Annotated in this window: 29 protein-coding genes; 14 read left to right on the top strand and 15 right to left on the bottom strand. The window is 33.1% G+C overall.

The window, feature by feature from the left end:
* Window positions 1–19: 19 nt before the first annotated feature.
* Genes AWN65_RS14900 through AWN65_RS08195 form a run of 5 tightly spaced genes read right to left on the bottom strand, consistent with a single transcriptional unit; the run spans window position 20 to window position 4,034 of the window.
* Window positions 20–190, bottom strand: a complete 171-nt coding sequence (locus tag AWN65_RS14900) for a hypothetical protein (protein WP_158447590.1) — start codon at window positions 188–190, stop codon at window positions 20–22.
* Window positions 177–521, bottom strand: coding sequence for a hypothetical protein (locus tag AWN65_RS08180; protein ID WP_060382714.1), 345 nt, complete (start codon window positions 519–521; stop codon window positions 177–179). The genes AWN65_RS14900 and AWN65_RS08180 overlap by 14 nt, the downstream gene beginning before the upstream one ends.
* Window positions 518–1,225 (bottom strand): P-loop NTPase family protein, encoded by a 708-nt coding sequence (locus AWN65_RS08185; RefSeq protein ID WP_060382715.1) that lies wholly within the window; start codon window positions 1,223–1,225, stop codon window positions 518–520. Before AWN65_RS08185 ends, AWN65_RS08180 begins: the two co-directional genes overlap by 4 nt.
* Complete coding sequence (locus AWN65_RS08190; RefSeq protein ID WP_060382716.1) at window positions 1,215–2,060, bottom strand: AAA family ATPase; 846 nt, start codon at window positions 2,058–2,060, stop codon at window positions 1,215–1,217. The genes AWN65_RS08185 and AWN65_RS08190 overlap by 11 nt, the downstream gene beginning before the upstream one ends.
* Window positions 2,061–2,072: 12 nt before the next feature.
* Window positions 2,073–4,034, bottom strand: a complete 1,962-nt coding sequence (locus AWN65_RS08195; RefSeq protein WP_060382717.1) for a hypothetical protein — start codon at window positions 4,032–4,034, stop codon at window positions 2,073–2,075.
* A gap of 110 nt (window positions 4,035–4,144) precedes the next feature.
* On the opposite strand from AWN65_RS08195, the gene AWN65_RS14905 reads away from it, so the two are divergent.
* Complete coding sequence (locus AWN65_RS14905; protein ID WP_060382718.1) at window positions 4,145–4,468, top strand: hypothetical protein; 324 nt, start codon at window positions 4,145–4,147, stop codon at window positions 4,466–4,468.
* A gap of 136 nt (window positions 4,469–4,604) precedes the next feature.
* Here the strand turns inward: AWN65_RS14905 and AWN65_RS08205 are convergent, their stop codons facing one another.
* Genes AWN65_RS08205 through AWN65_RS08220 form a run of 4 tightly spaced genes read right to left on the bottom strand, consistent with a single transcriptional unit; the run spans window position 4,605 to window position 5,650 of the window.
* Window positions 4,605–4,856 carry a hypothetical protein gene (locus tag AWN65_RS08205; RefSeq protein ID WP_060382719.1) on the bottom strand — a complete coding sequence of 84 codons (252 nt, stop codon included), beginning with the start codon at window positions 4,854–4,856 and terminating at the stop codon, window positions 4,605–4,607.
* A gap of 2 nt (window positions 4,857–4,858) precedes the next feature.
* A complete protein-coding gene (locus tag AWN65_RS15230; protein WP_060382720.1) occupies window positions 4,859–5,194 on the bottom strand; it encodes a hypothetical protein in 336 nt (111 codons plus the stop codon).
* 7 nt (window positions 5,195–5,201) lie between these two features.
* Window positions 5,202–5,438, bottom strand: coding sequence for an antA/AntB antirepressor family protein (locus AWN65_RS15235; RefSeq protein ID WP_060382721.1), 237 nt, complete (start codon window positions 5,436–5,438; stop codon window positions 5,202–5,204).
* A complete protein-coding gene (locus AWN65_RS08220; protein ID WP_060382722.1) occupies window positions 5,435–5,650 on the bottom strand; it encodes a hypothetical protein in 216 nt (71 codons plus the stop codon). Before AWN65_RS08220 ends, AWN65_RS15235 begins: the two co-directional genes overlap by 4 nt.
* 90 nt (window positions 5,651–5,740) lie before the next feature.
* On the opposite strand from AWN65_RS08220, the gene AWN65_RS08225 reads away from it, so the two are divergent.
* The 9 genes from AWN65_RS08225 to AWN65_RS08265 all read left to right on the top strand — a co-directional run bounded on the left by AWN65_RS08225 (window position 5,741) and on the right by AWN65_RS08265 (window position 15,599).
* A complete protein-coding gene (locus AWN65_RS08225; RefSeq protein ID WP_060382723.1) occupies window positions 5,741–6,130 on the top strand; it encodes a helix-turn-helix domain-containing protein in 390 nt (129 codons plus the stop codon).
* A 1,176-nt stretch (window positions 6,131–7,306) separates the two neighbouring features.
* A complete protein-coding gene (gene pafA / locus AWN65_RS08230; protein WP_060382724.1) occupies window positions 7,307–8,941 on the top strand; it encodes an alkaline phosphatase PafA in 1,635 nt (544 codons plus the stop codon).
* A 133-nt stretch (window positions 8,942–9,074) separates the two neighbouring features.
* On the top strand, window positions 9,075–10,202 hold the full coding sequence (locus AWN65_RS08235; protein ID WP_060382725.1) for a methionine aminotransferase: 1,128 nt from the start codon (window positions 9,075–9,077) through the stop codon (window positions 10,200–10,202).
* 123 nt (window positions 10,203–10,325) lie between these two features.
* The gene (locus tag AWN65_RS08240) at window positions 10,326–11,090 is read left to right on the top strand and encodes a ParA family protein (RefSeq protein WP_060382726.1); all 765 of its coding nucleotides are present in this window, start codon (window positions 10,326–10,328) and stop codon (window positions 11,088–11,090) included.
* A gap of 23 nt (window positions 11,091–11,113) precedes the next feature.
* Window positions 11,114–12,010 (top strand): ParB/RepB/Spo0J family partition protein, encoded by an 897-nt coding sequence (locus AWN65_RS08245; protein WP_060382727.1) that lies wholly within the window; start codon window positions 11,114–11,116, stop codon window positions 12,008–12,010.
* Window positions 12,010–12,570, top strand: a complete 561-nt coding sequence (locus AWN65_RS08250) for a DUF5683 domain-containing protein (protein ID WP_060382728.1) — start codon at window positions 12,010–12,012, stop codon at window positions 12,568–12,570. Before AWN65_RS08245 ends, AWN65_RS08250 begins: the two co-directional genes overlap by 1 nt.
* 3 nt (window positions 12,571–12,573) lie before the next feature.
* Window positions 12,574–13,275 carry a 4-hydroxy-tetrahydrodipicolinate reductase gene (gene dapB / locus AWN65_RS08255; protein WP_060382729.1) on the top strand — a complete coding sequence of 234 codons (702 nt, stop codon included), beginning with the start codon at window positions 12,574–12,576 and terminating at the stop codon, window positions 13,273–13,275.
* 64 nt (window positions 13,276–13,339) lie between these two features.
* Window positions 13,340–14,902: a signal peptidase I gene (gene lepB / locus AWN65_RS08260; RefSeq protein WP_060382730.1), complete on the top strand. Its 1,563-nt coding sequence runs from the start codon at window positions 13,340–13,342 to the stop codon at window positions 14,900–14,902.
* 82 nt (window positions 14,903–14,984) lie between these two features.
* Window positions 14,985–15,599 carry a WbqC family protein gene (locus AWN65_RS08265; RefSeq protein WP_060382731.1) on the top strand — a complete coding sequence of 205 codons (615 nt, stop codon included), beginning with the start codon at window positions 14,985–14,987 and terminating at the stop codon, window positions 15,597–15,599.
* On the opposite strand, the gene AWN65_RS08270 is transcribed toward AWN65_RS08265, so the two are convergent.
* The 6 genes from AWN65_RS08270 to AWN65_RS08295 all read right to left on the bottom strand — a co-directional run bounded on the left by AWN65_RS08270 (window position 15,596) and on the right by AWN65_RS08295 (window position 21,786).
* Entirely contained in the window at window positions 15,596–16,648 is a 1,053-nt protein-coding gene (locus AWN65_RS08270; protein ID WP_060382732.1) for an endonuclease/exonuclease/phosphatase family protein, read from the bottom strand. The two genes, AWN65_RS08265 and AWN65_RS08270, sit on opposite strands and share 4 nt — an antisense overlap.
* 54 nt (window positions 16,649–16,702) lie before the next feature.
* On the bottom strand, window positions 16,703–17,581 hold the full coding sequence (locus AWN65_RS08275; protein WP_060382733.1) for a rhomboid family intramembrane serine protease: 879 nt from the start codon (window positions 17,579–17,581) through the stop codon (window positions 16,703–16,705).
* Between the two features lie 37 nt (window positions 17,582–17,618).
* The gene (locus AWN65_RS08280) at window positions 17,619–18,359 is read right to left on the bottom strand and encodes a rhomboid family intramembrane serine protease (protein WP_060382734.1); all 741 of its coding nucleotides are present in this window, start codon (window positions 18,357–18,359) and stop codon (window positions 17,619–17,621) included.
* Window positions 18,356–20,236, bottom strand: coding sequence for a DNA mismatch repair endonuclease MutL (mutL, locus tag AWN65_RS08285; protein ID WP_060382735.1), 1,881 nt, complete (start codon window positions 20,234–20,236; stop codon window positions 18,356–18,358). The genes AWN65_RS08280 and mutL overlap by 4 nt, the downstream gene beginning before the upstream one ends.
* Window positions 20,237–20,421: 185 nt before the next feature.
* The gene (ribH, locus tag AWN65_RS08290) at window positions 20,422–20,910 is read right to left on the bottom strand and encodes a 6,7-dimethyl-8-ribityllumazine synthase (protein ID WP_060382736.1); all 489 of its coding nucleotides are present in this window, start codon (window positions 20,908–20,910) and stop codon (window positions 20,422–20,424) included.
* Window positions 20,911–20,979: 69 nt separating this feature from the next.
* Complete coding sequence (locus tag AWN65_RS08295) at window positions 20,980–21,786, bottom strand: tetratricopeptide repeat protein (RefSeq protein ID WP_060382737.1); 807 nt, start codon at window positions 21,784–21,786, stop codon at window positions 20,980–20,982.
* 131 nt (window positions 21,787–21,917) lie between these two features.
* On the opposite strand from AWN65_RS08295, the gene recF reads away from it, so the two are divergent.
* The 4 genes from recF to murB all read left to right on the top strand — a co-directional run bounded on the left by recF (window position 21,918) and on the right by murB (window position 25,809).
* Window positions 21,918–22,997: a DNA replication/repair protein RecF gene (gene recF / locus AWN65_RS08300; protein ID WP_060382738.1), complete on the top strand. Its 1,080-nt coding sequence runs from the start codon at window positions 21,918–21,920 to the stop codon at window positions 22,995–22,997.
* A 30-nt stretch (window positions 22,998–23,027) separates the two neighbouring features.
* Window positions 23,028–23,720 carry a thioredoxin gene (gene trxA / locus AWN65_RS08305; RefSeq protein WP_060382739.1) on the top strand — a complete coding sequence of 231 codons (693 nt, stop codon included), beginning with the start codon at window positions 23,028–23,030 and terminating at the stop codon, window positions 23,718–23,720.
* Between the two features lie 324 nt (window positions 23,721–24,044).
* A complete protein-coding gene (locus tag AWN65_RS08310; RefSeq protein ID WP_060382740.1) occupies window positions 24,045–24,719 on the top strand; it encodes a DUF2461 domain-containing protein in 675 nt (224 codons plus the stop codon).
* Window positions 24,720–24,795: 76 nt separating this feature from the next.
* Window positions 24,796–25,809, top strand: a complete 1,014-nt coding sequence (murB, locus tag AWN65_RS08315; protein WP_060382741.1) for a UDP-N-acetylmuramate dehydrogenase — start codon at window positions 24,796–24,798, stop codon at window positions 25,807–25,809.
* Window positions 25,810–26,208 lie beyond the last annotated feature (399 nt).

Below are 26,208 nucleotides of genomic sequence, written 5' to 3' on the forward strand. Positions count from 1 at the left end.
ATCAATTGTTGCTTCTATTTTATACTTCTATATATTCTAGTTCGTACTCTTCTAATTCAATGAGCTTGCGCACGTAGTAGTTTCTGTTTTGTTCCTTTTGGGCATACTCAGGGTGTTTGTTTGGGGCGGCTTGTAACCAGTGGTTCAATTCGGTAATTTTTGTTTCAAGCCATGTTTTAGTTGCGTTCATAGTTGGTAATTGTGTTTTGTTTTGCTTTTTTGATTAATACTTTACTAAATCGGTTAAAAATTTTCACCGTACAATCGGCGTACAACTCACGGTAATGCACCGAGGTGATGTTTATATTGTTTTCATAGCGTGAGGCTAGTTGTAGGAACTCTTCTTCAAGCTTGTTATACTCCTGAAGGAAGTATTTATTTAAAGCCCTGTTAGCGACTAAACTTTGCAAATCGTCCTGATAATTACTGCAAAAATCAGTACACCAATTGAAGTAGGTTTCAAAAAGCAGTGTTTCATAATCGGGGGTACTTAGGTCTAATAACTCAATTACTTTTTTCATAGTTCTAACATTCGTTGATTGTAACCTTCTTCCCAAATAACAAAAGGGGCGGTGGCTTCAAATCGGTTTTTTCTTATCTCAGCTCTAAAATCTTTTATGTAGTTCACAATGTCACAATCGTAGCGTATATCATCGGCTAACTTGCCCTTTGGGATTTTTCCAACCGCTCCCGATACCCATATAAAAAGTGTATCGTTAAACTCTTCAATAAACTTTTCATATTGGCTAAACTGCTTGCCTCTGAAGAAGTACTGCACCGAATCGATAAACACGATTTTAGGTTGTTTCTTTTGCCTTAGTCGGGTGCTTAACTCTTCTAAGTTTTCTTGGGCAAACTGAAAGTTTTTCGAGTCATTTAAACCCGCTCGAATCAGTGCCGTTTGAAAACTCTTTTTGTCACCTTCCTCCAGCGTGTTGTAATGCACCTTATATTTTTTAGCCAATTCCTTTGCCATCATGAGCATATAGGTCGTTTTGCCGTGTCCTGAATCGCCAAAGACAAACCAACCTGTTTTGGTTATCTTTACATTGGGATTGTTCTTGGTTTTGGTGGCTGGTTTGGGCTTTTCGGGATTGCCTAAGTGCGCTTTCCATTTTGGGGATTCTATCAGAATTTCAGAGAACTTTTTTTGTATCAGTGCTTTGGGCTTAGTGGCACTGGGTATTCTTATTTTTTCTTTAGCTTGTAGGTTGTTAGCTTGCATTTTTTAAACGGTTGTAATAATTTTTAATATCTTTTCTTACGCGGCGTAAATCGTTATTGCATTTGTCGTATATCATTTCAATTAGCACGGCATCGGTTAACCCATTGGCTTTGCATATTTCGGCTACATCAGTGGGGGTAATATCTTTTAGTTTGAAAAAACGGCAACCAATGCGGCTCCATACTTCAAAGTAGCCTGAGCGGTCACGGCTCACCCCTCGTAACAACCTTTTTTCAAAGGCAGGAACACCTGAAAGGCAAAAAGCACAGTTATCACCCAGGTCATTATAAAAGTCAATAAAGAAGTCCCAAGCACCATCCTTTAGCTTATCAATCTGGTCAATGATTACCAGCGGGGTGTCTAATCCAGCGAGGTAGTTTACCACACGTTCCACCAGCTCCTCGGTTGTGCCTAAATCATTCAATCCGCAAGCGTTGGCAATGGCTTTAATATAGGTTTTAGTGTTCCAATAGGTTTTGCACTCCACATACACCACCTCGGGGTTGGTTCGGGCATAATGCTTGTAGGTTTCGCTTTTGCCAAAACCCGCTTTGTCCGATATAGCGAAGCTTTCTCCACGAGCCTGTGCCTCTTTGAGCATGTGCATAATTTCAAGGGTGTTAGTAGTTGGGGCTATGTTCCAGTCTAAATCAATTTTTAGTTTGATTTTTACCTTACGCCACATTTTGTCGTTTATCAATTCCCAATTGTTATTGAGCATTTGCGAAATGGTAGCCCCTGAAACGCCTGCTTTTTTGGCTATTTTTTCGCCCGAAGTCATCGCCACTAAGCGTCTGATTTCGGTAGTTATTTGTGCTTTTTGATCGTTTGTCATGGTTGTGTTATTTTAAAAATCAAATCCTGAATATTGTTCTGCTTTTGCTCTTTCAATTTTATTGGCACTGCCTCCAAATTTTAGCGTTAGGGCTTGGTCAGCCATCATTTGCTCATTGGTTATCCCTGTACGTTTGGCTATTTCCTGATAAGCTAGTTTATCCCTTTCTTCTTCCAGACGTTTTACCTCTTGATCCCTGTACCACGCTTCTTTTGCGCCTTCGGTAGCCACCACTGGAATAATGTTATGCTCTCGTTTTGGTTTGGCACAAGCCACTACCGTTTTGGTTTTATCCTCATTTACCTTAACCAGTTGTACATAATCGTTTAAGTACTTCGGGTGGTAGCGAATGCGGAATTTGGTGTTTAGATACTTGTATCTAAACTCTAAATCCACCGCATCGTTTTCATCATACACCTCAAACCAGTGTTCTTGTTTGCCTATCTTCATGCGTAATCCTGCACCACGGTAGGTAATTGGTTTGGTTTCTTCTAACCACAATAGGTTAGCCATATCTAAGAAACCAATTTCTTCACGCAGTGGCATTTCGTGCTGGTAGGCTTCGTTACGGGTGCATCCAAGCTTAGGATGCTGGGCGTTGTTCCAATTTTGAACCGATATAAGAAACGCCTTAATCGCTTCTTGCTTGGTAGGGAGTTTTTTCTCATTCTCAAGAATAAATTCCGCATTCACTTGGTTTTTGGTCATTCGCGTCTTAATGCTTTGTTTGTCCGAAAACCACCATTTACCCAATTCGTCCTGCTGGAAGCGGTTAAACAACTGCTCGATAGGATTCGAGTGCGCTCGTGCCTTGTGTGGGTAGTGCGTACCGCCCTCACGTGCCACTATATCCGAGTATAGTTCCTGCATTCGTGCCGATTTGTGTCCTGTTTGACGATCGTAGGTAATCAGGTACGGACGGCATCCAGCGGTTTGTATTCCCATTTCAATACTTTCAAAGTGCGTGTGCATGTTTTCTGCGCCTTCTACAAAGGCGTAGCCTATAATTTTTTCCGAATAATAATCGACTACTGCGTCTACCGTGAGGCGTGCGCGACGATTACCTTCTTCTAAATACATTAAGTCAATTTTAGTCCCGTCAATCATCCAGTAAGCATTCGGGAAATTGTCGGTTTTGTTCATTTTTAGTTTATGACCAAAAATCTTGCGATACTCTTCCGTTCCGTCGCGGTTAATAATCCACTTGCGCATATTTACAGGCTCGTATAAATAGTTGTAAATGGCTTGGTGGGTTACGGCTTTCCATCCCTTTTCACTGCGTACCTGCTCGTGTAACTTGTGCAAGGCAGGTATATCGTACTTAATGGGTAGGGCATACATAGCGATGAGCCAATCGCCCACCTCAGGGGTTATTTTGACTGAGTTCACGTGTCCTTCGCCTTTATGGACCAGTATTTCATATTGTCTAGGAACGTAGGCTAAATATTTCTTTTTGAGCAACCGCCCGTTTAAAGGCAGTTTAAAATCGAGTTTGTCCTGTAAGGCTTTGAGTGCATCGCTCAAATTTTGCCATATCTTGGTGGAGTTGACTCGGGCATTAGTGGTTTTAAAGAGCTTTTGAATGGCATTTAAAATCATGGCTGAGTTGTAAAGCTGTACTTGTTTTTCGATGCTCAAATTATCGCCATTGGGTTTTTTATGTTTGGCAAAAAAACTAATCGCCTCTTTATCCCGTTCCATTAATTGCTCCAGTTGATAGGCGAGCTTATTGGTTACCTCCGTGGGGAATTTGCCCAATTGCTGGATGCAGACCTCTTTAAAATCAACCCCACGATGCACGGGTAAATCCTCTGCCGATACATAGGCCTCACGACCTTCGCCTCGACCTTCGAGGGTGCGGACTAATTTGCCACGCACACACATTTTTTTATAATTTTCATAATCGACCAACTGCCATTCTTTGTAAATGAGCCTTGCGGGTATAGATATTTTGTTATTGATAAATTGATACATGACCAATTGTGTTTGTTTAGGTTAATTGTTCCCGCCGTGGTGTCGAAACCACGCAATGCCGTGGCGGGAGTTTTACTATATTTGTAATCTCACTTAAAAAATATAGTTGTATGGATAGTATTGATTTTTCGCAATGGCTGAAAGAATCCTTTAACTTTGATAGTAATTTAAATGTGCTGTTTAAAAATGCTTTAGAGGAGTCTTTTAGGGTATTTGCTAATTCTAGTTTTAATGGGATTCCCTTTTTTGATTATTACAAGGACAATCTTTATCAAGAGTTAAAGCGGCATTATGTAGGGCATCTAGAATTGCTGATAGGACAGATTCCCGAACCTCACTCGAGAGTTTCTCTAAAAATTTTGAATATTCCTCTGAATGATTATTACCGTCAAAAGAAGGAACTTCTACAACAAGTTTCCCTACTAAAGAGTTGATGTTTAAAGTTATCATTGGTTAATTATTAAAGTTAGTTCCCGCCGTGGTGTCGAAACCACGCAATGCCGTGGCGGGAGTTTTACTATATTGTAATCTCACATAAAAATATAGTAACAGTTTTTTTTAATGATTATATTAAGGGGCAGTACATTGAGATTTAAGAACCCAGTCGAAAAACTCTTGAGCCATGCGCAAATTACCCTCTGCTAGTTTTAAACAATCCATTTTTATATAGTGCAATCCACTATCAGTTATAGTTTCCATCATCAAATCAGTAGCTTTTGATTTTAATTTTTCAATTGCTTCCCTCAATAGCTCATCTTTTTCGTTTAGCTCTTGCTCTAATTCTGAGATTCGTTGTTGCTGTTCAATCTGTTCTTGTATCATATTTAAAATAAATTTAGTTGCGCTGGGTTAGCTGGTGGGAGTTGTTCTACCATTTGGGCATTGTCACGGTGGGCTAAATAGTAATTGGCGATTCCTTCGCTGATATACCAGCCGTTTTTGCCTTTAATGAATTGAGTTGGGTTTTTTCGGATTCTTGATCGAAACGCTCCACTATTCACAGAATAACCATTTTGAAGTAACCAATGCGTATAAGAAAAACAAGTAACACCGTTTGAAATTACTTTTTCAGGAATGGCAATGGTGTTTTGGCGTTGCTCCTTTTCAATTCGAATAAAATACTGACGTGCTTTTCGTCCTTTATCATTCTTTTCAACCATAGCCAACTCACTTTGCCATATCTAAAGTGATGGCGTATTCTTTTTTGTTGTGACCACCTCTTTGGTTTTGCTCGCCAAAATTGGCGAGCAAACTAAAATCTTGATCCTCAATAAATCCGTACTCTTCAATTCTGTTTTTTATCCAGTTGCTAAAATCTCTACCCACTTCTAAAAAATCGTGTAATTCTCTTGCGTTTACTACTTGGTTGCCGTTTTGCTGGCTGATGCTAATTAATTGATTCATATAGAATTATTTTTAAATTCATTTATTAATTGTTCACGTTGACACACAATGATATATAAAGCTCTATATGTTTTTTCGTCTTTACGTGTCATACGCATACGAATTGCATCAGTCGTCATGTTAAACATTTTAGAAAGTGTATAAACATCACCTGTTTGTTTATTTTGTTCGCAAATCGTAACAATCTCCGATAATTCAACTACTTTTGTCATTGTTATAATGTTTTGATGTAGCAAATATAAATACATTTTGTACTTTAAAACAAATAAAACAATACTTTTTGTATATATTTTTTATAATAAATGGACAAACAACTGATTTTAAATAAGATAAAAGAATATTATAAATTCCAAAAAGATAGCCAATTTGCTAAATTTTTAGGAATACCAGCTCAAAACTTGTCAAAATGGAAGAATAGGAACACTTATGATGCTGAATTAATATATACAAAATGTACTCATATTAATCCAGAATGGCTATTAACAGGACAAGGTGAAATGCTTAAATCGGCAGGATCCACCACGGTAGTACAAGAAAATAGTACGCTAGATTATAAAGAGCTGGCAGATGCTAGAAAAGAAACTATAGAGTTATTAAGGAAAGATAATAGTAGACTGGAGCAGGAAAACGCACAATTAAAGGCTAAGCTATCGGGTTACGAGTCGCAAGAGAGCGCCAGAGTTGCGGGTTAAAGTGCCTGTAGGCTGGAAAGTGATCCGCAATGTGCTGGAGGAGGTGTAGTTATTACTAAAATATGCCAAAAACCTACCATTCTATATAATGAAATATGCATAGGGTATGGCAAAATATAGGGGGCATTTGGGCTAAAAACGCTGGGAACCCTTGTAAAATATAGGAAAACGCATAAAAATAGTAGGCATTCGCTACCCACTTATTCGCATTTTTTGTATGTTTTACCTATCTATAGTCGGCAATAGGTGGCACTTTATTCGTTAAAAAACAAGTAAATTTTGTCCCCGTAAGCTTCCCCCTAAGTTTCCCTGTACTGGGTAAAAATCAAAAAAGCGGTTTTTGGGTGTTACTCAAATTTGAGTAGCAAAAAGGCGTTTTAAAGGCTTGTTTTGGGTTGGTGTGGTTATGTTGTAGGCTTTTGTTTTAAAAGGCTTTAAAACGGCTGGGGTTTAGTGTTTACAGGGGTTTTGGTGGGTTTAATGGTAGTATATAAGGGCTTTTTATAGCTCAAATGGTAGTACCACGGGTTTTTTGGAGGGTTCTGCTTTTCTAAATGGTAGTATAATGGTACTAAATGGCACAATATGTACATTTCAATTTTTCCATAAAAAAAGCCCTAAACGGTCGTCAGGGCTTGTGTTTGCTGGGTTTTTGAGGGGTTTTTTATGTTTGTGGTTGTGTATGTTTTAATTTGGGGGGCTTAAATGGAAAATCTGTAATATACAATTATCCCATTTTGTTTCATATACCACAAAATTCTAATGATTTAGAAATCATTAGATAATAAAAAATAGGTTTAACTACATTAAATCAATCATAGATTAGAGAATTACCTAATGAATTTTTATACTAATACTCCTTTAATAACCTTCAAAATTTTTAATAGAAAATTTAACAAACGGTTTGCTTTAATGGAGCAAGTATGAAACTAAACCTCCTAGCACTAAAAAAACAAGTTAAAAAACTATCATTTCAGCTACTACATATAACTTCTCTGTCCAAGTAAAAAATAAAATACCTTCGTTATCAATTCTATGAGGAGAAGTCAAATACAAATCATCAAGCATAGATTTCATCCAAAAAATATACTATTACAAAAGCAAGACAAAAAAATCATATAACTTTCGCCTTATTCATTAGATTTATAATTAAATTTGCGAGCTAATTTTTTTAAAATGAAGAATTTTTTCAAAGTATATTTTTCAGTATTGAGTTTAGCGGTTAGCGCACAAACACCTAAAATCAATGCGGAAGTAAAAAGACCTAAACTAGTTGTAGGTATAGTTGTAGATCAAATGAAAATGGAATATTTGAATCGTTTTTATAGCGACTTTTCAGAAAATGGATTCAAACGTTTATTACGAGATGGTTTCACATATCATAATATGCACTATAACTATATGCCTACTTTTACAGGTCCTGGACACGCTTCTATCTATACAGGAACTACACCAGCAATACACGGAATTGTAGGCAATGAATGGTTTAACAAAGCCACAGGGAAAAACCTATACTGTACAGATGATACCGATGTTTCTACAGTAGGCAATGGAACGGAACAAGAAGGTAAGATGTCTCCCAAAATTTTACAAGCGTCAACCATTACAGACGAACTAAAATTAAGTACCAATTTTAAAGGAAAAGTAATTGGCGTAAGCGTTAAAGATCGTGGGGCAATTTTGCCAGCTGGACATTTTGCAGACTGGGCTTTTTGGTTTAGTAAAACCGGAAATTTTATTTCCAGTACATTTTATGGCAAATCATTACCTTCTTGGGTAACCCAATTTAACAATGAAAAAAATTACGAAAAATACGTTAATCAAAATTGGGACTTACTAAAAGATAAAACAGCTTACAATGAAAGTTTACCAGATGATAACCCATACGAAGGAAAACTAAATAAAAAACAGGCTTTCTTTCCTTATTCCCTTTCGGAACTAACAAAACCAGGAGATGTAGGAATTTTAAGAACAACCCCTTTTGGAAATAATTTCTTAGCTGATTTTGCTCAAAAAACAATAGAAAATGAACAACTGGGAAAAGATGAAGACACCGACTTTTTAACCGTTAGTTTTTCTGCTACTGATTATATTGGTCACATGTATGGCCCACGTTCTATTGAATTACAAGATACATATTTACGCTTAGACCAAACATTAGCAAGCTTTTTGCAATATTTAGATCTTAACGTAGGCAAAGATAACTACTTACTTTTTTTAACAGCAGATCATGCAGGTGCTGAAAACGTTATGCACCTAAAAGACAATCGCTATGATGTAGAAGACACCAACGAAAAGAATATAGAACACGCTATAGCTGAATTTACAAAAACACAATTTGGAGAAAACTTATTATTACTATACGATTCTTTTAATGTATTCTTAGACAAAGCAAAAATTAAAGAAAAAGGCTTAGAACTTAGCAAAGTTAAAAATGCCGTTAAGGAATTTTTATATACACAAAAACATGTTAAAAGAGTATATGATGAAAATGAAATCATAGCAGGCTCTGTAGCCGATAATTATTTAAACTTTGTATCCAAAGGTTATGACCCAGTTCAAAATGGAGAATTGATCATTGTAGACAAACCCGCTTATATGCAATACCAAACCACAGGAACTTCTCATGGCTCACCTTATAGCTATGATACACACGTGCCTTGCTTATTTTATGGTTGGGGAATTAAAAAAGGGGAAAATTTTGACAAAAAAGACATTACTCAAATTGCTCCTACCCTAGCTCTAAAACTAAAAACAACACTACCTAACAGTACAGATGCCATACCGTTAACCGAAATTTTACCCAAATAACAAAAAAAGCGTCTTTTTAAAAGACGCTTTTTTTGTCTTCAAATCTCCTTCTAAACCAGTATTATAAAGATCGCTAAAACTTTCTTATTTTTACTCTCTATAAAATACCCTAACATACCAACTATCCCTAATCATGTCTAAATTACCACACATTACAACCAGCATTTTTGCTACCATGTCTAAGCTTGCACATGAAAAAAAAGCCCTTAATCTATCACAAGGATTCCCTAACTTTCCTGAGGACAAACGATTAATTGAAATAAGTCAACGACTCTTAAAAGAAAACATCCATCAATATACTCCTATGGCAGGTTTACCTACCTTAATGGAAAAAATTGCAAAACAAACCCAAACCCAGTACCAGCGATCTGTAGATTGTAATACAGAAATGCTTATTACCGCTGGTGCTACACAAGGTATATACAGCACAATCAATGCGTTAATATCTACAAATGATGAAGTAATTATTTTAGACCCATGTTATGATAGTTATGAACCCTCCGTTTTAGTAGCAGGCGGAAAACCAATACGTCTTCCTCTAAATCCAGACTATACCCCAGATTTTAACATCATAGAAAGAGCTATCACTCCTAGAACCAAAATGATTATCATCAACAATCCTCATAATCCAACAGGTAGAATTTGGACCGAAAAAGATTTTGAATCACTGGAAATCATATTAGAAAAACACCCTAAAATCCTTATTTTAGGAGATGAAGTTTACGAATATATTACTTTCAAACAAGCCCATATTTCGTTTAACACGCGAAAAAAATTAATTCATCGTAGCATAATTGCTTCCTCCTTTGGCAAATCTTTACATGTTACGGGATGGAAAATTGGTTATTTAATAGCCCCTGAATCAATCATGAATGAAATTAAAAAAATACATCAATTCTTAGTCTTCAGTGTCAACAGTTTTTCCCAATTTGCTATTGCGGAATACCTAGATGTAGTTCATTTTGATGAAGTTTCAAATATGTACCTCAAAAAAAGAAATTTATTTCAAGAGTTATTAAAAAACAGTCGTTTTGAACTGATGCCATGTGACGGAACTTATTTTCAAGTTGTAAACTATGAAAACATTTCAAAAGAAAATGATATAAAATTTGCAAAAGAATTAATTGATAAACAAGGTGTAGCCGCCATTCCTATGTCTGTCTTTTACAATAATCACACAGACCGAAAGATGCTTCGTTTTTGTTTTGCTAAAACAGACGAAACATTAATTCAAGCCGCTGAAAAACTTCTAAAAATATAACCAAGTCAATAAAATAAAGCATTATAAAATGACATCTAGATCATTTATTAAATTGTTAACAAAATAGATTTTCAAAACCCATAAATAATTGTATTTTTACGGCTCAAAATTTCGAATATCAAGATGGGTAAAATAATTGCAATTGCTAACCAAAAAGGTGGTGTAGGTAAAACAACCACTTCCATTAATTTAGCGGCCGCTTTAGGGGCTTTAGAAAAAAAAGTATTACTTATAGATGCTGATCCGCAGGCAAATGCTACCTCTGGATTAGGTATTGATGTAGAGTCAGTTGAACTAGGCACCTACCAAATTTTAGAGCATAGTTGTACGCCTACAGAAGCCTTAATTAACAGTACAGCTCCTAATGTAGATGTAATTCCTGCACATATTGACCTAGTTGCTATTGAAATAGAATTAGTAGACAAAGAAAATCGTGAATATATGCTTAAAGAAGCATTAAAATCCGTTTCTGACAACTACGACTACATTATTATTGATTGTGCTCCTTCTTTAGGATTACTCACATTAAACGCACTAACTGCAGCTAATTCAGTAGTAATTCCTATTCAATGTGAATATTTCGCACTAGAGGGACTAGGTAAATTATTAAACACCATTAAAAGTGTTCAAAAAATTCATAATCCTGATTTAGATATTGAAGGCCTTCTACTAACTATGTATGATTCACGTTTACGATTATCTAACCAAGTAGTAGAAGAAGTACAAAAACACTTTAACAATATGGTATTTGACACCGTTATTCAGCGTAATATCAAATTAAGTGAAGCACCTAGTTTTGGTGAAAGTATTATAAATTATGACGCCACCAGCAAAGGCGCTACAAACTATTTAGATTTAGCATCTGAAATTATCAAAAAGAATAGTTAATCAATTAAGTTTAGGAGGATTATATGGCATTGGCAAAAAAACAAGCAATGGGAAGAGGATTATCGGCTATACTGAAAGATCCAGAGAATGATATTAAATCAGCAACCGATAAAAATGCAGACAAAGTAGTAGGTAATATCCTAGAAGTGGATATTGAGTCTATTGAAATTAATCCTTTTCAACCTCGTACTAATTTTAATGAAGAAGCTTTACAAGAACTAGCAACCTCTATTAGAGAGTTAGGTGTTATCCAACCCATTACAGTTCGTAAAACTGATTTTAATAAATACCAATTAATTTCAGGTGAACGTCGTTTACGCGCTTCTAAAATTGTAGGATTAAAAACAGTTCCTGCCTATATTCGCTTAGCAGACGACAACGAATCGCTAACAATGGCGTTAGTAGAAAACATTCAGCGCCATGATTTAGATCCTATTGAAATCGCCCTTTCGTATCAACGTTTGATGGATGAAATCCAACTAACCCAAGAACAAGTAAGTGATCGAGTAGGAAAAAAACGCTCTACTGTTGCTAATTATCTTCGTTTATTAAAACTAGATCCAATTATACAAACCGGCATTCGTGATGGTTTTATATCCATGGGACACGGTCGCGCCATCATTACCATAGAAGATCATGATGCACAGGCTTCTATATATCAAAAAATAGTAAGCCAAAACCTTTCCGTTCGCGAAACAGAAGCTCTAGTAAAAGCTTATCACAATGGCGAATTAGACAAACCTACAACCAAGCCTACTGAAGCTGCTTTTGATATAGGTCTAGACGAAAAAAGATCTTTCAACGACTACTTTGGAGCCAAAGTAGATATTAAGGTAGCAGGTTCTGGAAAAGGAAAAATCACGATTCCTTTTCATTCAGAAGAAGATTTTAACAGAATTTTAAAACTAATAAACTCTTAGTGAAATATTGCATATACATAGTTATTGTTAGCTTTAGTTTAGGTCTTCTTTCCGCAAATGCACAAAATAAGATAAGACTAATAGCTAACGATACTATAACTAAACAAAACATAGACCCTTTACGTCCTGCCAAAGCTGCTTTTTACTCAGCATTACTTCCAGGAGCTGGACAAGCCTACAACAAAAGTTATTGGAAAATCCCCATTGTATATGCTGCAATAGGAACAGGAGCCTATGCTTATTTCTGGAATCAAAAAAAATATGACAGTTTCCGAACAGAATACATCAAAAGATTAGCTAAAGATCCCGATTTAAATCCAGAATACAATCGTTTAACTGACGATAAGTTAATTCAAGGACAACAATTCTATCAAAGAAATAGAGACTTATCCCTACTCATCACAGTAGCTCTTTATGCACTTAATATTATAGATGCCAATGTAGATGCTCATTTACAACAATTTAATGTAAACGACGGATTAACCATTCGTCCTGAAATACAAACTAACGATTTTAACACACAGCAAAACATAGGCCTTGCTCTAAACTTTAAATTTTAACCAATGAAAATAGCTCTTTTAGGATACGGCAAAATGGGGAAAGTAATTGAAAAAATTGCTTTAGAACGAGGTCACGAAATTATCTTAAAAAAATCAAGTCAAGATCTTTTTGACGGACTTGAAAAAGCAGATGTAGCCATTGACTTTAGTGTTCCAACAAGTGCTGTAACAAATATTACAACTTGCTTTGAAAAAAACATTCCTGTAGTAAGTGGTACAACAGGCTGGCTAGAACAATACCCAAAAATGGTTGATTTATGTAACCAAAAACAAGGAGCTTTTATTTACGGATCTAATTTTAGCTTAGGAGTTAATATTTTCTTTGAACTAAACTCTTATTTGGCTAAAATGATGGCCAACCTAGAACAATATAAAGTTTCTATGGAAGAAATCCATCATACCCAAAAATTAGACGCTCCGAGCGGTACCGCTATTACCTTGGCAGAAGGAATCATACAAAATTCAAAATATGAACATTGGACCATGAATCCTCCTAGCAATACACAAATTCATATAGAAGCCAAAAGAATAGAAAATATACCAGGCACACACTGTATTTTTTACGATAGTACAGTAGACCAAATAGAAATAAAACATACCGCTCATAATCGAGAAGGCTTTGCTTTAGGATCTATAGTAGCCGCAGAATGGTTAATAGGTAAAAAAGGTGTATTTACCATGAAAGACGTACTTTCCTTAAAATAATTTAATTACAATAACATTTTAGTCTAAACAAAGTTCTATAATATTATAAATTCTAACATTAAAGATGACAGCAACACAGTGGTTTATTTTTGTCTTGGTCATACAAATAATTCATGGCCTAGGAACTTGGAAACTTTATCAAAAAGCAGATAGAAAATCATGGGAAGCTTTTATTCCTGTTTATAACGCTATCGTTTTGATGAAAATCATTAATCGTCCAACTTGGTGGACAGCTTTACTTTTTGTACCTGTAATAAATTTAATTATGTTTATTGTTATATGGGTAGAAACCTTAAGAAGCTTTGGACAAAATAAAGAAAAAGACACCCTATTAGGCGTTCTAACACTCGGTTTTTATATTTATTACGTCAACTATTTTTTAGATGTCGAATACAAAAGAGACCGAAGCTTAGTTCCAACCACAAAATCAGGAGATACCATTGCTTCTCTACTGTATGCTATTGTAGTAGCTACATTAGTACATACTTATATCATGCAACCTTTTAACATACCTACCTCATCATTAGAAAAATCATTATTAGTAGGTGACTTTTTGTTTGTAAGTAAATTTCACTATGGTGCTAGAACCCCCTCTACAGCCATAGCCATGCCAATGGTTCATGATAGTATGATGATCGTAAAAGCAAAATCTTATTTAAGCAAACCCCAATTACCTTCTTTCCGATTCCCTGGATTACAAAAAATACAACACAATGATATTGTTTGTTTTAACTGGCCAGCGGATACTGTCTATCAATTTTTTGATCGTTCAGGAAGACACATAGATAAACCCAAAGATAAACGTTCTAACTACGTAAAACGTTGTGTAGGACTACCTGGTGATAACCTATCTATAAAAGATGGATATGTGTACATTAATAATAAAAAATTAATTTTACCCGAAAGAGCAAAACCTCAATATTCTTATTATGTAACAACAGATGGTAGTGATCTAGCTTCTTATGCGAGTTTACTCATTGAAGAATTAAAAATAACAGATGGCATCTATCCAACTGACAAGCCAAACGAGTATTTCTTTGGAGCAGTTACAGATGAAAACATAGCGCGTATTAAAAATATACCCATCGTAAAATCCGTTACCAAAAACCTAACACCCGCTCCAAAAGAAATAGATAAATCTATTTTTCCTCATAACCAAAAATGGTCTTTAGATAACTTTGGTCCTATTTATATTCCTGAAGCCAATAAAACAATTGTCTTAAATAAGGAAACACTCCCTTTTTATAAAAGAATTATCACCATTTATGAAGGCAATACTTTAGAAGAAAAAGGAGGAAAAATATATATTAATGGCAAAGAAGCTACTAATTATACTTTTCAACAAGATTACTATTGGATGATGGGAGACAACCGTCATCGCTCGGAAGATAGTCGTTACTGGGGATTCGTTCCAATGGATCATGTGGTAGGAAAACCTGTATTTATCTGGTGGAGTATTGACCCTAACATTCCTTGGAGCAAAGCCATTGACAAAATTCGTTGGGATCGACTATTTTGTACTGTGGGAGGTGACGGACAACCTACCTCTTATTTCAAATTTTTCTTAGTGGCACTTGTTGCTTGGTTTGGCTTTGATTGGTACAGAAACAAAAAGAAAAAAGCATAATTTAAATCAATAAATTTATCTCAGGTTTCAAATTTCAGGTCTATAAAACTTGAAACTTGAAACCTTCAATTTTTAAACAAATATGAATCTATTAATCCACCCTACTTATTTTCCCTCTATAAGTCATTTTGTGGCTATTGCACAAGCAGAAAAGATAACTTTTGAAATGGATGATAATTTTCAAAAGCAGACTAATAGAAATAGAATGTATATTTATAGTCCTAATGGGATTCAATTACTAAATATTCCTGTAAAACATTCTAAAGAAACCCATCAAAAAACAAGAGATATTCGATTAGAAACAGCTTTTGACTGGCAAAAACAACATTTTAAATCCCTAGAAGCGGCCTACAGAACCTCTCCTTTCTTTGAATACTATGAAGATGCTATTGCTCCTATATTTACAAAAAAACACGAGTTTTTAATGGATTTAAATTATCAAACCATCGAAATCGTTTCTAAATGTTTAGGATTGCATTTTAACTATGATAAAACAACAGAATACTTTAAAGAAACTACAAACTTTACTGATTTACGGTCATTAGCAAACGGCAAAAAAGATTCAACACAACTTACACCTTACACACAAGTTTTTGATGAAAAACATGGTTTTATAAACAATTTAAGTGTTTTAGATCTTCTTTTTAACGAAGGTCGTTATGCCAAGGACTATTTATTAAATCAAAACATATTTTAGTATAACGAAAGCCTAGTTAAAATAGGTAAATGATCTGAATTAACAAAATTTGGAAAATTTTTAAAACTCTTAACATTCATCTTTGGATCTGCAAAAATATAATCAATTCGGGCAGGATAATATTTAAAGTTATAAGTCTGTCCGAATCCTTTTCCTGCCTCTTCAAAAGCATCTTGCATACTTCCTTTTACCGTTCTATAGACATACGAAAAAGCACTGTTATTCATATCTCCACAAACAACTAAAGGATAAGTACATTCTTTTTTATGTTCTACGAATATTTCAGCCTGTTGTTGTTGTTTTTTAAATGCTTTTCCTATACGCTTAAAAATCATTTCTGATTTAGCCTGACTAAAACCTTCTGCTTTCTCTGATATTTCATTTACATCAGGGGAAATTTTAATTGATTCTAAATGTAAATTATAAACTCTTACAATATCTTTTCCTATTTTAATATCCGCGAATATGGCAATATTATTAGATTCCGGAAATACTACCTCTCCTTCGTTAACGATAGGAAATTTTGAAAATATAGCATTCCCTGTTTTAATTAAATTCCCTTTTGTAAAAATAGCTCGGTATGGATATAACTTAAAATCTACCTTAGATGATGCAGAGGTAGAATACTCTTGAATAGATAGAATATCAGGATTATTCTCATTTATAAATTCTAAAATTTGATCTGCTACATCCTCTCTTGGTATCCATTTAAATAAATTAAATAACCGAACGTTGTAATTCATTATCACAAAATCCTTTTCAGAATCCGCTAATTCTTTAGAAGAAAACTTATAAAATTTATTAACAAAGGTAATTCCTAATAGTAGTATTAAACCTGAAAAAATCATTTGCCTCTTTAATAATAAAAGCCAATACAAAAAAAACAAAGCATTGATTATTAAAAAAAAGGGTAAAATCAAGGTAAGTACAGATAAAAATGGAAACCATTTAGGTGCTAAAAAAGGCAGTGCATACGCTAAAAATGTCAACAACGTAAGCAAAAGATTAGCAACAAAAACGAGTTTATTAAACCACGTAAGGTTTTTCATTTTATTCTATTTGAAATAATTACAAAGAAACAATTTTTTATCAGAATACACTAATTATTTGCCTGCTCTAAAAAGAAACTCTTTTTCTTCTTTCGTAAGGCTTTCATAACCTGACTGGCTAATTTTATCCAAAATTTCATCAATTTGTTGTTGTGTTTTATCTTTCCTAATAATCCTGCTTTTTATTTCATTAGCTGGAGTAACGTTTTTATAAACAGATTTAAAAGGGGCTCTTTTTTTCACGCTGAATACACCAACCAATCTATCTAAAAACCAATTTAATCCTTTACCTAAATCAAACCCTTTTTGTAATAATTTTATATAAATAAAACCAAAAAAAGCACCTCCTAAGTGTGAAATATGGCCTCCTGTATTTTCTAGAGGCAATTGTACTAAATCTATTATTAGGAAAGCTAACGCAATTTGCCATACATAAATATTACCAAACAAAACTAATCTAACCCTCATATAAGGTTGATAAGTAGCCGTAGCAAAAACAATAGCCATAATAGAAGCTGAAGCCCCAACAAGCAAAACTGTTTTAGTAGACAAAGAAGGTAATAATAAATAAGTAAAAATATAAATTAATCCAGCAAAGAAGCCTCCCAAAAGATACACGGACAAAAGTTGCTTTTGTGTAAAATAAGTCGTAAAAATTCGACCTGCAAAATGCAACATTAACATATTAAATATCAAATGAACAAAACTACTATGAAAAAAACAGTAACTAATCAGACTCCAAGGTCTACAAAACAACTGTTTAAAATTACTTGACAAAGCAACCCATTCATAAATATTAAATTCTGTTCCTCCAATTTTTAATAAATAAACAGTAAAGACTGGAAAAACAAATAATATAATATTCCAAAAAATTAATTTCAAGGTTAAATCACCTACTTTATATTGCTGCTTTAAGTCATATAAAATATTCATATCATGTAATTTAGTTCCAGTTTGTTTTTATTATTTTTTAGTTCCAACGTTTATCGTTAAACGAGTTCTTTTTCCAATACCACATCATCAAAAAACCTATTAAAGCTCCACCTACATGTGCAAAATGCGCAATATTTCCTCCAAAAATTGAAGATCCTGTAACTCCCGAAAACAAATCTAAACCAACGACTATTGGAACAAAATACTTTGCTTTTATTGGCACTGGAATAAACATCATCATTAATTCAGCATTTGGGAACATAAAAGCAAAAGCTGTTAAAAGACCATAAATAGCTCCCGAAGCCCCCACTGCTCGTGATAAATAGGTTGAAATAAAAGAAGTTAATTCTTGTTGGGTTAAGATTTCTTCCCAAGCTAATTTATATTTCCCTTCTTTAAGTATTTCAAAAATCTCTATTTTTTTCTCACCATTTTCTAGCAATAAATTTAACCCTTCTTGAAAATGAATATAATTTACTCCTGAATGTATTAATCCCGCTCCTATACCACATGAGATATAAAAAAATAAAAATTTCTTAGCTCCCCAAAAATGTTCTAATGCAGTTCCAAAGGAATATAGAGCAAACATATTAAATAAAATATGTATAAAATTACCATGTATAAACATATAAGTTAGTAATTGCCACGGTCGAAAATTTGTATTTTCAAAATAATACAAAGCTAATATACTATTTGAATGTTGTACTAAATAGGTTCCAATAAAACAAATAACATTAATGATTAAAAGTTGCTTAACTGTTGGGGTAATTTGTATCATATACTAAACTTTTTATCTATATCTTCCACACTCAATGTAATAAATGTAGGACGATTAAAGGGTGAAACGGATTGCTCTTTACAAGCAAAAAGATTGTTAACTATATTCTCTTGTTCTAATTCGGTTAAAAAAGTCCCTGTTTTAACAGCTAAACTCCTGGCCATAGATTTAGCCATACTATCCATTTGACTAAAACTGCTATCAGGTATTTCTTCCTGTAAATCTGCTATTAATTGTTCTAAAACTTTAGTTACTTCACTTTCTGACATTGTAACAGGAATTCCTGATATTACTACTGAACCCGAAGCGGCTGATTCAAAAATAAATCCAGCATTTTCTAACGAGGCTTTTAACTCTAAAAACAATGCCATTTCTATTCCTGAAAAATACAAAGTCAAAGGAAAGAGCAATTGCTGACTATTTGCTTGTTGAACAGTTATATTTTTCAACAACTGCTCATACAAAATGCGTTGATGTGCTCGTTGTTGATCTATAATCAACATTCCTGATTTTATAGGACTTATTATGTATTTTTTTTGTAATTGATAGGTTATAGATTTTGATTTTTCTATTTCTGTATCATTAAATAAAGATCCTGTAACTGATTCTGATTCAAAATTTATTTCCTCTGATTCAAATGCGTCTTTTAATCCTACATAAAGACTCTCCCAACTCTGATTCTCCTTTTTAGAATGATAATTAAAGCTGTTATTATTTGAAGAAGAACTAAAACTAGTAGCAGATGTTTTTTTAATTACAGGTTCTTCTTCTGCAAAAGGATTAAAACCTGCATCTACTTGTATAGTAGGCATTTCGGCTTCTTTCCCTACATAACTATAAGGTGTATCGAGGTTTGCATCGCGATCAAAATCTAAAACAGGTGCTACGTTAAACTGTCCTAAACTATGTTTTACAGCCGAACGTATAATGGCATACAAAGCCTGTTCATCATCAAACTTTATTTCTGTTTTAGTTGGATGAATGTTAATATCAATGGTATGAGGAGGAACATCTAAATAAAGGAAATAACTGGGTTGCATACCTTCTTTTAATAAACCTTCATAGGCCGTCATAATAGCATGATGCAAATAACCACTTTTAATAAAACGATCATTTACAAAAAAGAATTGTTCACCTCTACTCTTTTTAGCAAATTCAGGTTTACCAATAAAACCTTTTAACTTAACAATCTCAGTATCTTCTGTTATAGGTACTAATTTTTCATTTGTTTTAGCAGCAAATATGTTAACAATACGTTGACGTAAGTTAGACTGAGGCAAGTTAAACACTTCACTTCCGTTATGATAAAATGTAAAATGTATGTTTTCATGCGCTAGAGCTACTCTTTGAAAATCATCAATTATATGACGTAACTCTACGCTATCTGATTTTAAAAAGTTTCTACGTGCTGGTATATTAAAAAATAAATTTTTAATAGCAAATGAAGTCCCTTTAGGTAATACGGAAGGTTCTTGTGATACAAATTTACTACCTTCTATGATTAAATGGGTCCCTAATTCTTCTTGATCTTGTTTTGTTTTGAGTTCCACATGCGCTATTGCTGCTATAGAAGCTAAAGCTTCTCCGCGAAAACCTTTAGTGTGTAAATCAAACAAATCTTCTGCTTTTCTAATTTTTGACGTTGCATGACGTTCAAAACAAAGACGTGCGTCTGTTACACTCATACCTTTACCGTTATCTATAACTTGTATAAGTGTTTTACCTGCATCTTTACAAATAAGCTTAATATCAGTTGATCCTGCATCAATTGCATTTTCCACCAATTCTTTGACTACCGAAGCAGGTCTTTGTACTACCTCTCCTGCCGCTATTTGGTTAGCCACATGATCGGGTAGTAATTGTATTATACTTGACATTAAATGAGTTACTAAATTAATTTTCTAAATGGGTTGGAGAACAAATTTAAAGAAAAGGAATGGGTTTTTACACCCAAGTTTTTTAATTTTTTTACAAAAAAACCATTCTATTACATTGTAATTAGAATGGTCTGTTATTATTCTTTTTTCTTAAGTTTTTTATTAAAAAATAATTTTTCTTTAGATTAAAACTGATTCCTTAAATCCACCATTTTTATAGCTGCTATTGCTGCTTCTGTTCCTTTATTTCCGTGAGCTCCTCCACTCCTAGCTATAGATTGTTCTTCTGTATTATCTGTTAGTACACAAAAAATAGTAGGTACATCGTATATGACATTCATATCTTTAATTCCTTGTGTAACACCTTCACAAACAAAGTCAAAGTGCATAGTTTCTCCCTTAATAACACAACCTATTACAATAACGGCATCTAAATCTAGGTTTTTATGCATTTGACTTGCACCGTAAATTAATTCAAAACTCCCTGGTACATTCCAACGAATAATATTTTCAGGCAAAGCACCACAATCTAAAAGAGCTGTTTCGGCTCCTTTAAAAAGACCTTCTGTAATTTTGTCATTCCATTCAGAAACGACAATCCCAAATCGAAAGTCTTTCGCATTTGGGATCATGTTTTTATTGTATTCTGATAAATTCTTATTTGCTGTAGCCATGTATTCAGTTTACAGTATTCCGTTTACAGTCTTTGGCTAATACCAAAACACTATAACTTGTTAAATTAATTATTGCGCCATTCCTATTAAAGCATCAATATTTTGAGCTTCTGGAGTGTCTTCGTATTTTTCTTTAATTTCATTAAAATATTTCAAAGCATCTGCTTTATTTCCTTTAGCAAAAGCTAACTGTCCTGCTTTTAATAAAAAACGTGGTGTTGTTAACTCATTTACATTACTTTCGGCTGCCTTTACATAATACTCTAAAGCTTCGTCTGCCTTATTTAACTCTGCGTTTGCATCACCTATAGCTCCTAAAGCTAAAGCATTCGTGTAAGCATCATCTGATTTATAATCATTCAAATATTCTATTGCTTTATCAAATTGTTTTGTATGCAAATAAGCCATACCAGCATAATAATTGGCTAAATTACCTGCGTCTGTACCACTGTGATTTTTAGCAATATCAATGAAGCCTTGTTTTCCTTCACCTCCATTTAGTGCTAACTTAAATAAAGAATCATTTGCTTGTGGTGCATCAACTGCTTGTTGAAAATATTTTTGCGCCTGATACATATCACTCGCCGCCTCATTTTCAGCTGGCGTTGACACAAATTTGTTATACATCAAATAGCCCACTACAACTAAAGCCACTCCTCCTAGAACAGATAAAATCACATTCTGATTCTTTGCAACAAATTCTTCTGTTTTACTTGCTGTTTCGTCTAAGGTATTAAAAACGTTAGCGGTTGTACTTTCACTTTCTTCAACCGCAATGGTTTGTTCTAAATCAGCTACGTTTTCAAGTACATCTTCTTCAGTCTTCTCAACTTGTGGTTTTGGAGCTTTATATCCTCTTTTATTATAAGTTGCCATTATAATTTTAAATTAGTGAGGTGCAAAAATAAAATTTTTATTGAAAAACAAAATAAGTTTTCACTTTATTTTTAATAATTTGCGAGCGTTTTTTAATAACTATTTCAAAAAAATTTAGAATCCCTCGATTTATGCATCTAAAAAAAATTTCGCTATTTAACTTTAAAAATTTTGAAGAAGCAAATTTCGAATTTGAACATAAAATCAATTGTTTTGTCGGAAAAAACGGAATTGGTAAAACCAATATTCTAGATGCTATTTATCATCTAGCTTTTGGCAAAAGTTATTTTAATACCCTTGCTATACAAAACATTAAACATGGAAGTGATTTTTTTGTAATAGATGGTGAATTTATAAAGCAAGATCGTCCCGAAAGTATTATTTGTAGTTTAAAAAAAGGGCAAAAAAAAATCTTAAAACGCAATGGAAAACTTTATGAAAAATTTTCTGATCATTTAGGTTTAATCCCAATGGTCATCATATCGCCAACAGATGCCGATCTAATTAGAGAAGGAAGCGAAGTTAGAAGAAAATTTATAGACAGTGTTATTTCTCAACTAGATAATCTTTATTTACAACAACTAATACAATATCAAAAAGTACTAGCTCAACGAAACGCTTTACTAAAATACTTTGCTCTAAATAGAATCTTTGAACAAGACACTTTAGATATTTACAATGAACAACTAGCCAATTTAGGTACTGAAATATTCAAAAAAAGAGAACAATTTTTATCCGAGTTCATCCCCATCTTTAATCATTATTACAAACTCATTTCTAATTCTGCTGAAAATGTCTTTTTAGCTTATGAAAGTCAACTAAAACAAAATTCTTTAAAGCAGCTCTTATCAGAAAACATACACAAAGACAGAACATTACAATACACTAGTATTGGAATCCACAAAGATGATTTAGCTTTTTTAATAGAAGGTTATCCTATAAAAAAATTTGGTTCCCAAGGACAACAAAAATCTTATTTAATAGCCTTAAAACTAGCACAATTTGAATTTGTAAAAAAACAAAGTGGAGAAAAACCGATTCTTTTATTTGATGATATTTTTGACAAATTAGACGAAGATCGTGTTAGCCAAATTGTTTCAATGGTAAACAATGAGGAATTTGGCCAACTTTTTATTTCAGACACTCATCCTGATCGAACTGAAAATATTGTCAAACAAACCCATCAACTTTACAAAATTTTTAACATATAATTTTTTAATTTAGCCTACAAAAAGAAAAAAATGAAAAAATTCCTATTTAATACTTTTTGTACTGCCCTGATTTTTTTTACGAGTTGTAAAGGACAAAATAATTCTATAACCGATCATTTAGAACCTAAAGTATTTGCAGAAAAAACAGCAAATACAGATGGATATATTTTAGATGTAAGAACACCTCAAGAATACAATTCTCAACATTTAGACAAGGCAATTAACATAGATTATAACGCCGCTGATTTTGAGAATAAATTATCTCAACTAGACAAAAACAAACCTGTTTACTTATATTGCTTAAGCGGAGGAAGAAGTACAAAAGCAATGGCTAAAATGAGTACTATGGGATTCAAAGAAATTCATAATATGACGGGAGGCATTATGAAATGGAATACCGAAGGATTATCTAAACCATCCTCTACATCAGGAATGACCCTTATTGAATTTCAAAAATTAACACAATCCGATAAAAAGGTATTGATTGATTTTTACGCTGAATGGTGTGGTCCTTGTAAAAAAATGGCTCCTTATCTTGAAAAAATGAAAGAGGAGATGAAAGGCAAAATAACAATTATAAAAATAGATGCCGACAAAAACCAACAATTAACACAAGATTTGCAAATAGAAGGACTCCCTACTTTAATCTTTTACAAAGAAGGCAAAGAAGTTTGGAAAAATTTAGGTTTTATGAAAGAAGAAGAATTAAAGAAAAAATTATAATATCCTTATAAACAAGACAAAATTCAGAAAAGACATAAAGATTTTACACTTTATATCTTTTCTGTTTTAACTCAGCCCCCCATTATAAATAGAACAACTTTTGAATTTAAAAAAAAATTTTCCCATCCTTTATCTTCATCACAAAGACTAACGTATAATCTTACTTAAACAAAACACAACCCTCTCTCCTATTTTCTTAAAAGCTTAAATCCCTACAATTCTTTTAAATATTTTGTTTTTTTTCAGACATCTAATACCTTTTTTTTGAAGTTAAAAAATAAAAATAACTCCGTATCTTTACATCAACATACAACCTAATGAATAATGTTTACAAAAGAAGCCATCAATTTCTTAGAGGATTTAAAAGCTAATAATAACACTGAATGGATGCACGCTAACAAAAAGCGTTATGAAGCATACAAAAAAGATTATCATAATCTAATCTATACTATTCTAGAAGAAATCAAACCTTTAGATCCTTCTTTAGAACCTCTAGAAGTAAAAAATTGTACTTTTAGAATCAACCGTGACATTCGTTTTTCTAAAGACAAATCACCTTATAAAACCAATATGGGGATTTGGATGTCTACTAACAAATTAAGAAAGAACAGTCCTGGTTATTATATTCATTTTGAAAAAGACAAATGCTTCATAGCAGGAGGTGTATGGTGTCCTGAACCAAACGAATTAAAAAAAATACGTCGTGAAATAGCTTTCTTTTACGAAGATCTAGATGAAATCGTAAATAATACCCTTTTTAAAAAAGAATTTGAAACTATAGACAAAGAAGAAGGTCAAATTTTAAAATCAGCACCAAAAGGATACGATATTAATCATCCCGCAATAGAGTTCTTAAAACTTAAAAGCTTCACCATTTCACAACCTATTGATGAAAAATGGTTTACAACCAAAGATTTCGCAAAAAAAATAGCCTCTAAACTGATTCTTATAAAACCATTTAATGATTTTTTAAATAGAGCATTAGAAACAGAAGAATAAAAAGCACAGTTCAATCTTTTTTCTTTATGTTCTTTGTAAAATCTTTGCGTACTTTGCAAACAAATAAATTAAACCAATGAATATCCAACATAATTACTCTCTTAAAAACTACAACACCTTTGGTATTGAAGCTAAAGCGTCTGAATTTATTGCTATTAAAAGCATTACTGAGTTAAAAGAAGTTTTAGAAAAAAACAAAAACAAAGAAAAGTTTATCCTAGGAGGCGGAAGTAACATGCTCTTAACAAAAGACCTAAACGCCTTAGTTATTCACATAGATCTAAAAGGAAAACAAGTTATAAAAGAAGACGAAAATTATGTTTGGGTAGAAGCACAAGCAGGTGAAAACTGGCACGAATTTGTTTTATGGAATATAGAACACAATCATGGAGGACTCGAAAATATGTCTTTAATCCCAGGAAATGTAGGCACTACCCCCGTTCAAAACATAGGTGCTTATGGCGCTGAAATTAAAGATACTTTTATATCATGTGAAGCTATTAACATTCTTACCCAAGAAACAAAAACTTTTACAAACGAAGTATGTAAATTTAGCTATCGAGAAAGTATTTTCAAACAAGAAGCCAAAAACCAATATATTATTACTTCCGTTATTTTTAAACTAACTAAACAAAACCATAAAATCAATACAGGTTACGGCGATATTCTAAAAGAATTAGAAAACAAAAACATTACCTCTCCAACTATAAAAGATGTAAGCAATGCCGTGATTACTATTCGTAAAAGTAAATTACCCGATCCAAAAGAATTAGGAAATAGTGGCAGCTTCTTTAAAAACCCAATTATTTCAAGAGAAGAATTTAACAAAGCCAAAACGGCACATCCTGAAATAAAATATTACGATGTATCCGAAAACGAAGTAAAAATTCCAGCAGGCTGGATGATTGAACAAGCAGGTCTAAAAGGACATCGTATAGGAGATGCTGGTGTACATACAAAACAAGCTTTAGTATTAGTAAATTACGGAAATGCTACAGGACAAGACATCTTAAACCTCTCTCAATTCGTTCAAAAAACAGTTTGGGATAAGTTTGGAATTGCCATTGAAGCAGAAGTTAATATCATTTAAATCATTCCAAATAATTTTATAGAAAAAGTTCTAAATAGTTACAAATCCTGTTTTTTTGTAACTATTTATTTTATCAAAAAACACACTAAAAAGAACTTCCATTATTCATAAGCCTATTAAAATTAAACCAAATCACACCCTATTTTAAAATTTAAACAATTCATACCACACAAGAAAAAAAGAAAACGCATAATACATATTGAATTTTTAAACAAAGAATTAGACAACAGAGTAAATATTATAAATTCCAATAACCACATTAAAAAAACATCTCATCCTCTTTTCCTATTAAAGATGTGTTTATCCTTTTTAAAAAAGATAAAATCAACAACTATTAAAACCTGTAACAAACAGCAAAAAACAAGAAAATTTTAATCTATAATTGATTCTTGTTATTTG

The organism is Flavobacterium covae (genome assembly GCF_001534645.1).
Lineage (GTDB): Bacteria > Bacteroidota > Bacteroidia > Flavobacteriales > Flavobacteriaceae > Flavobacterium > Flavobacterium covae.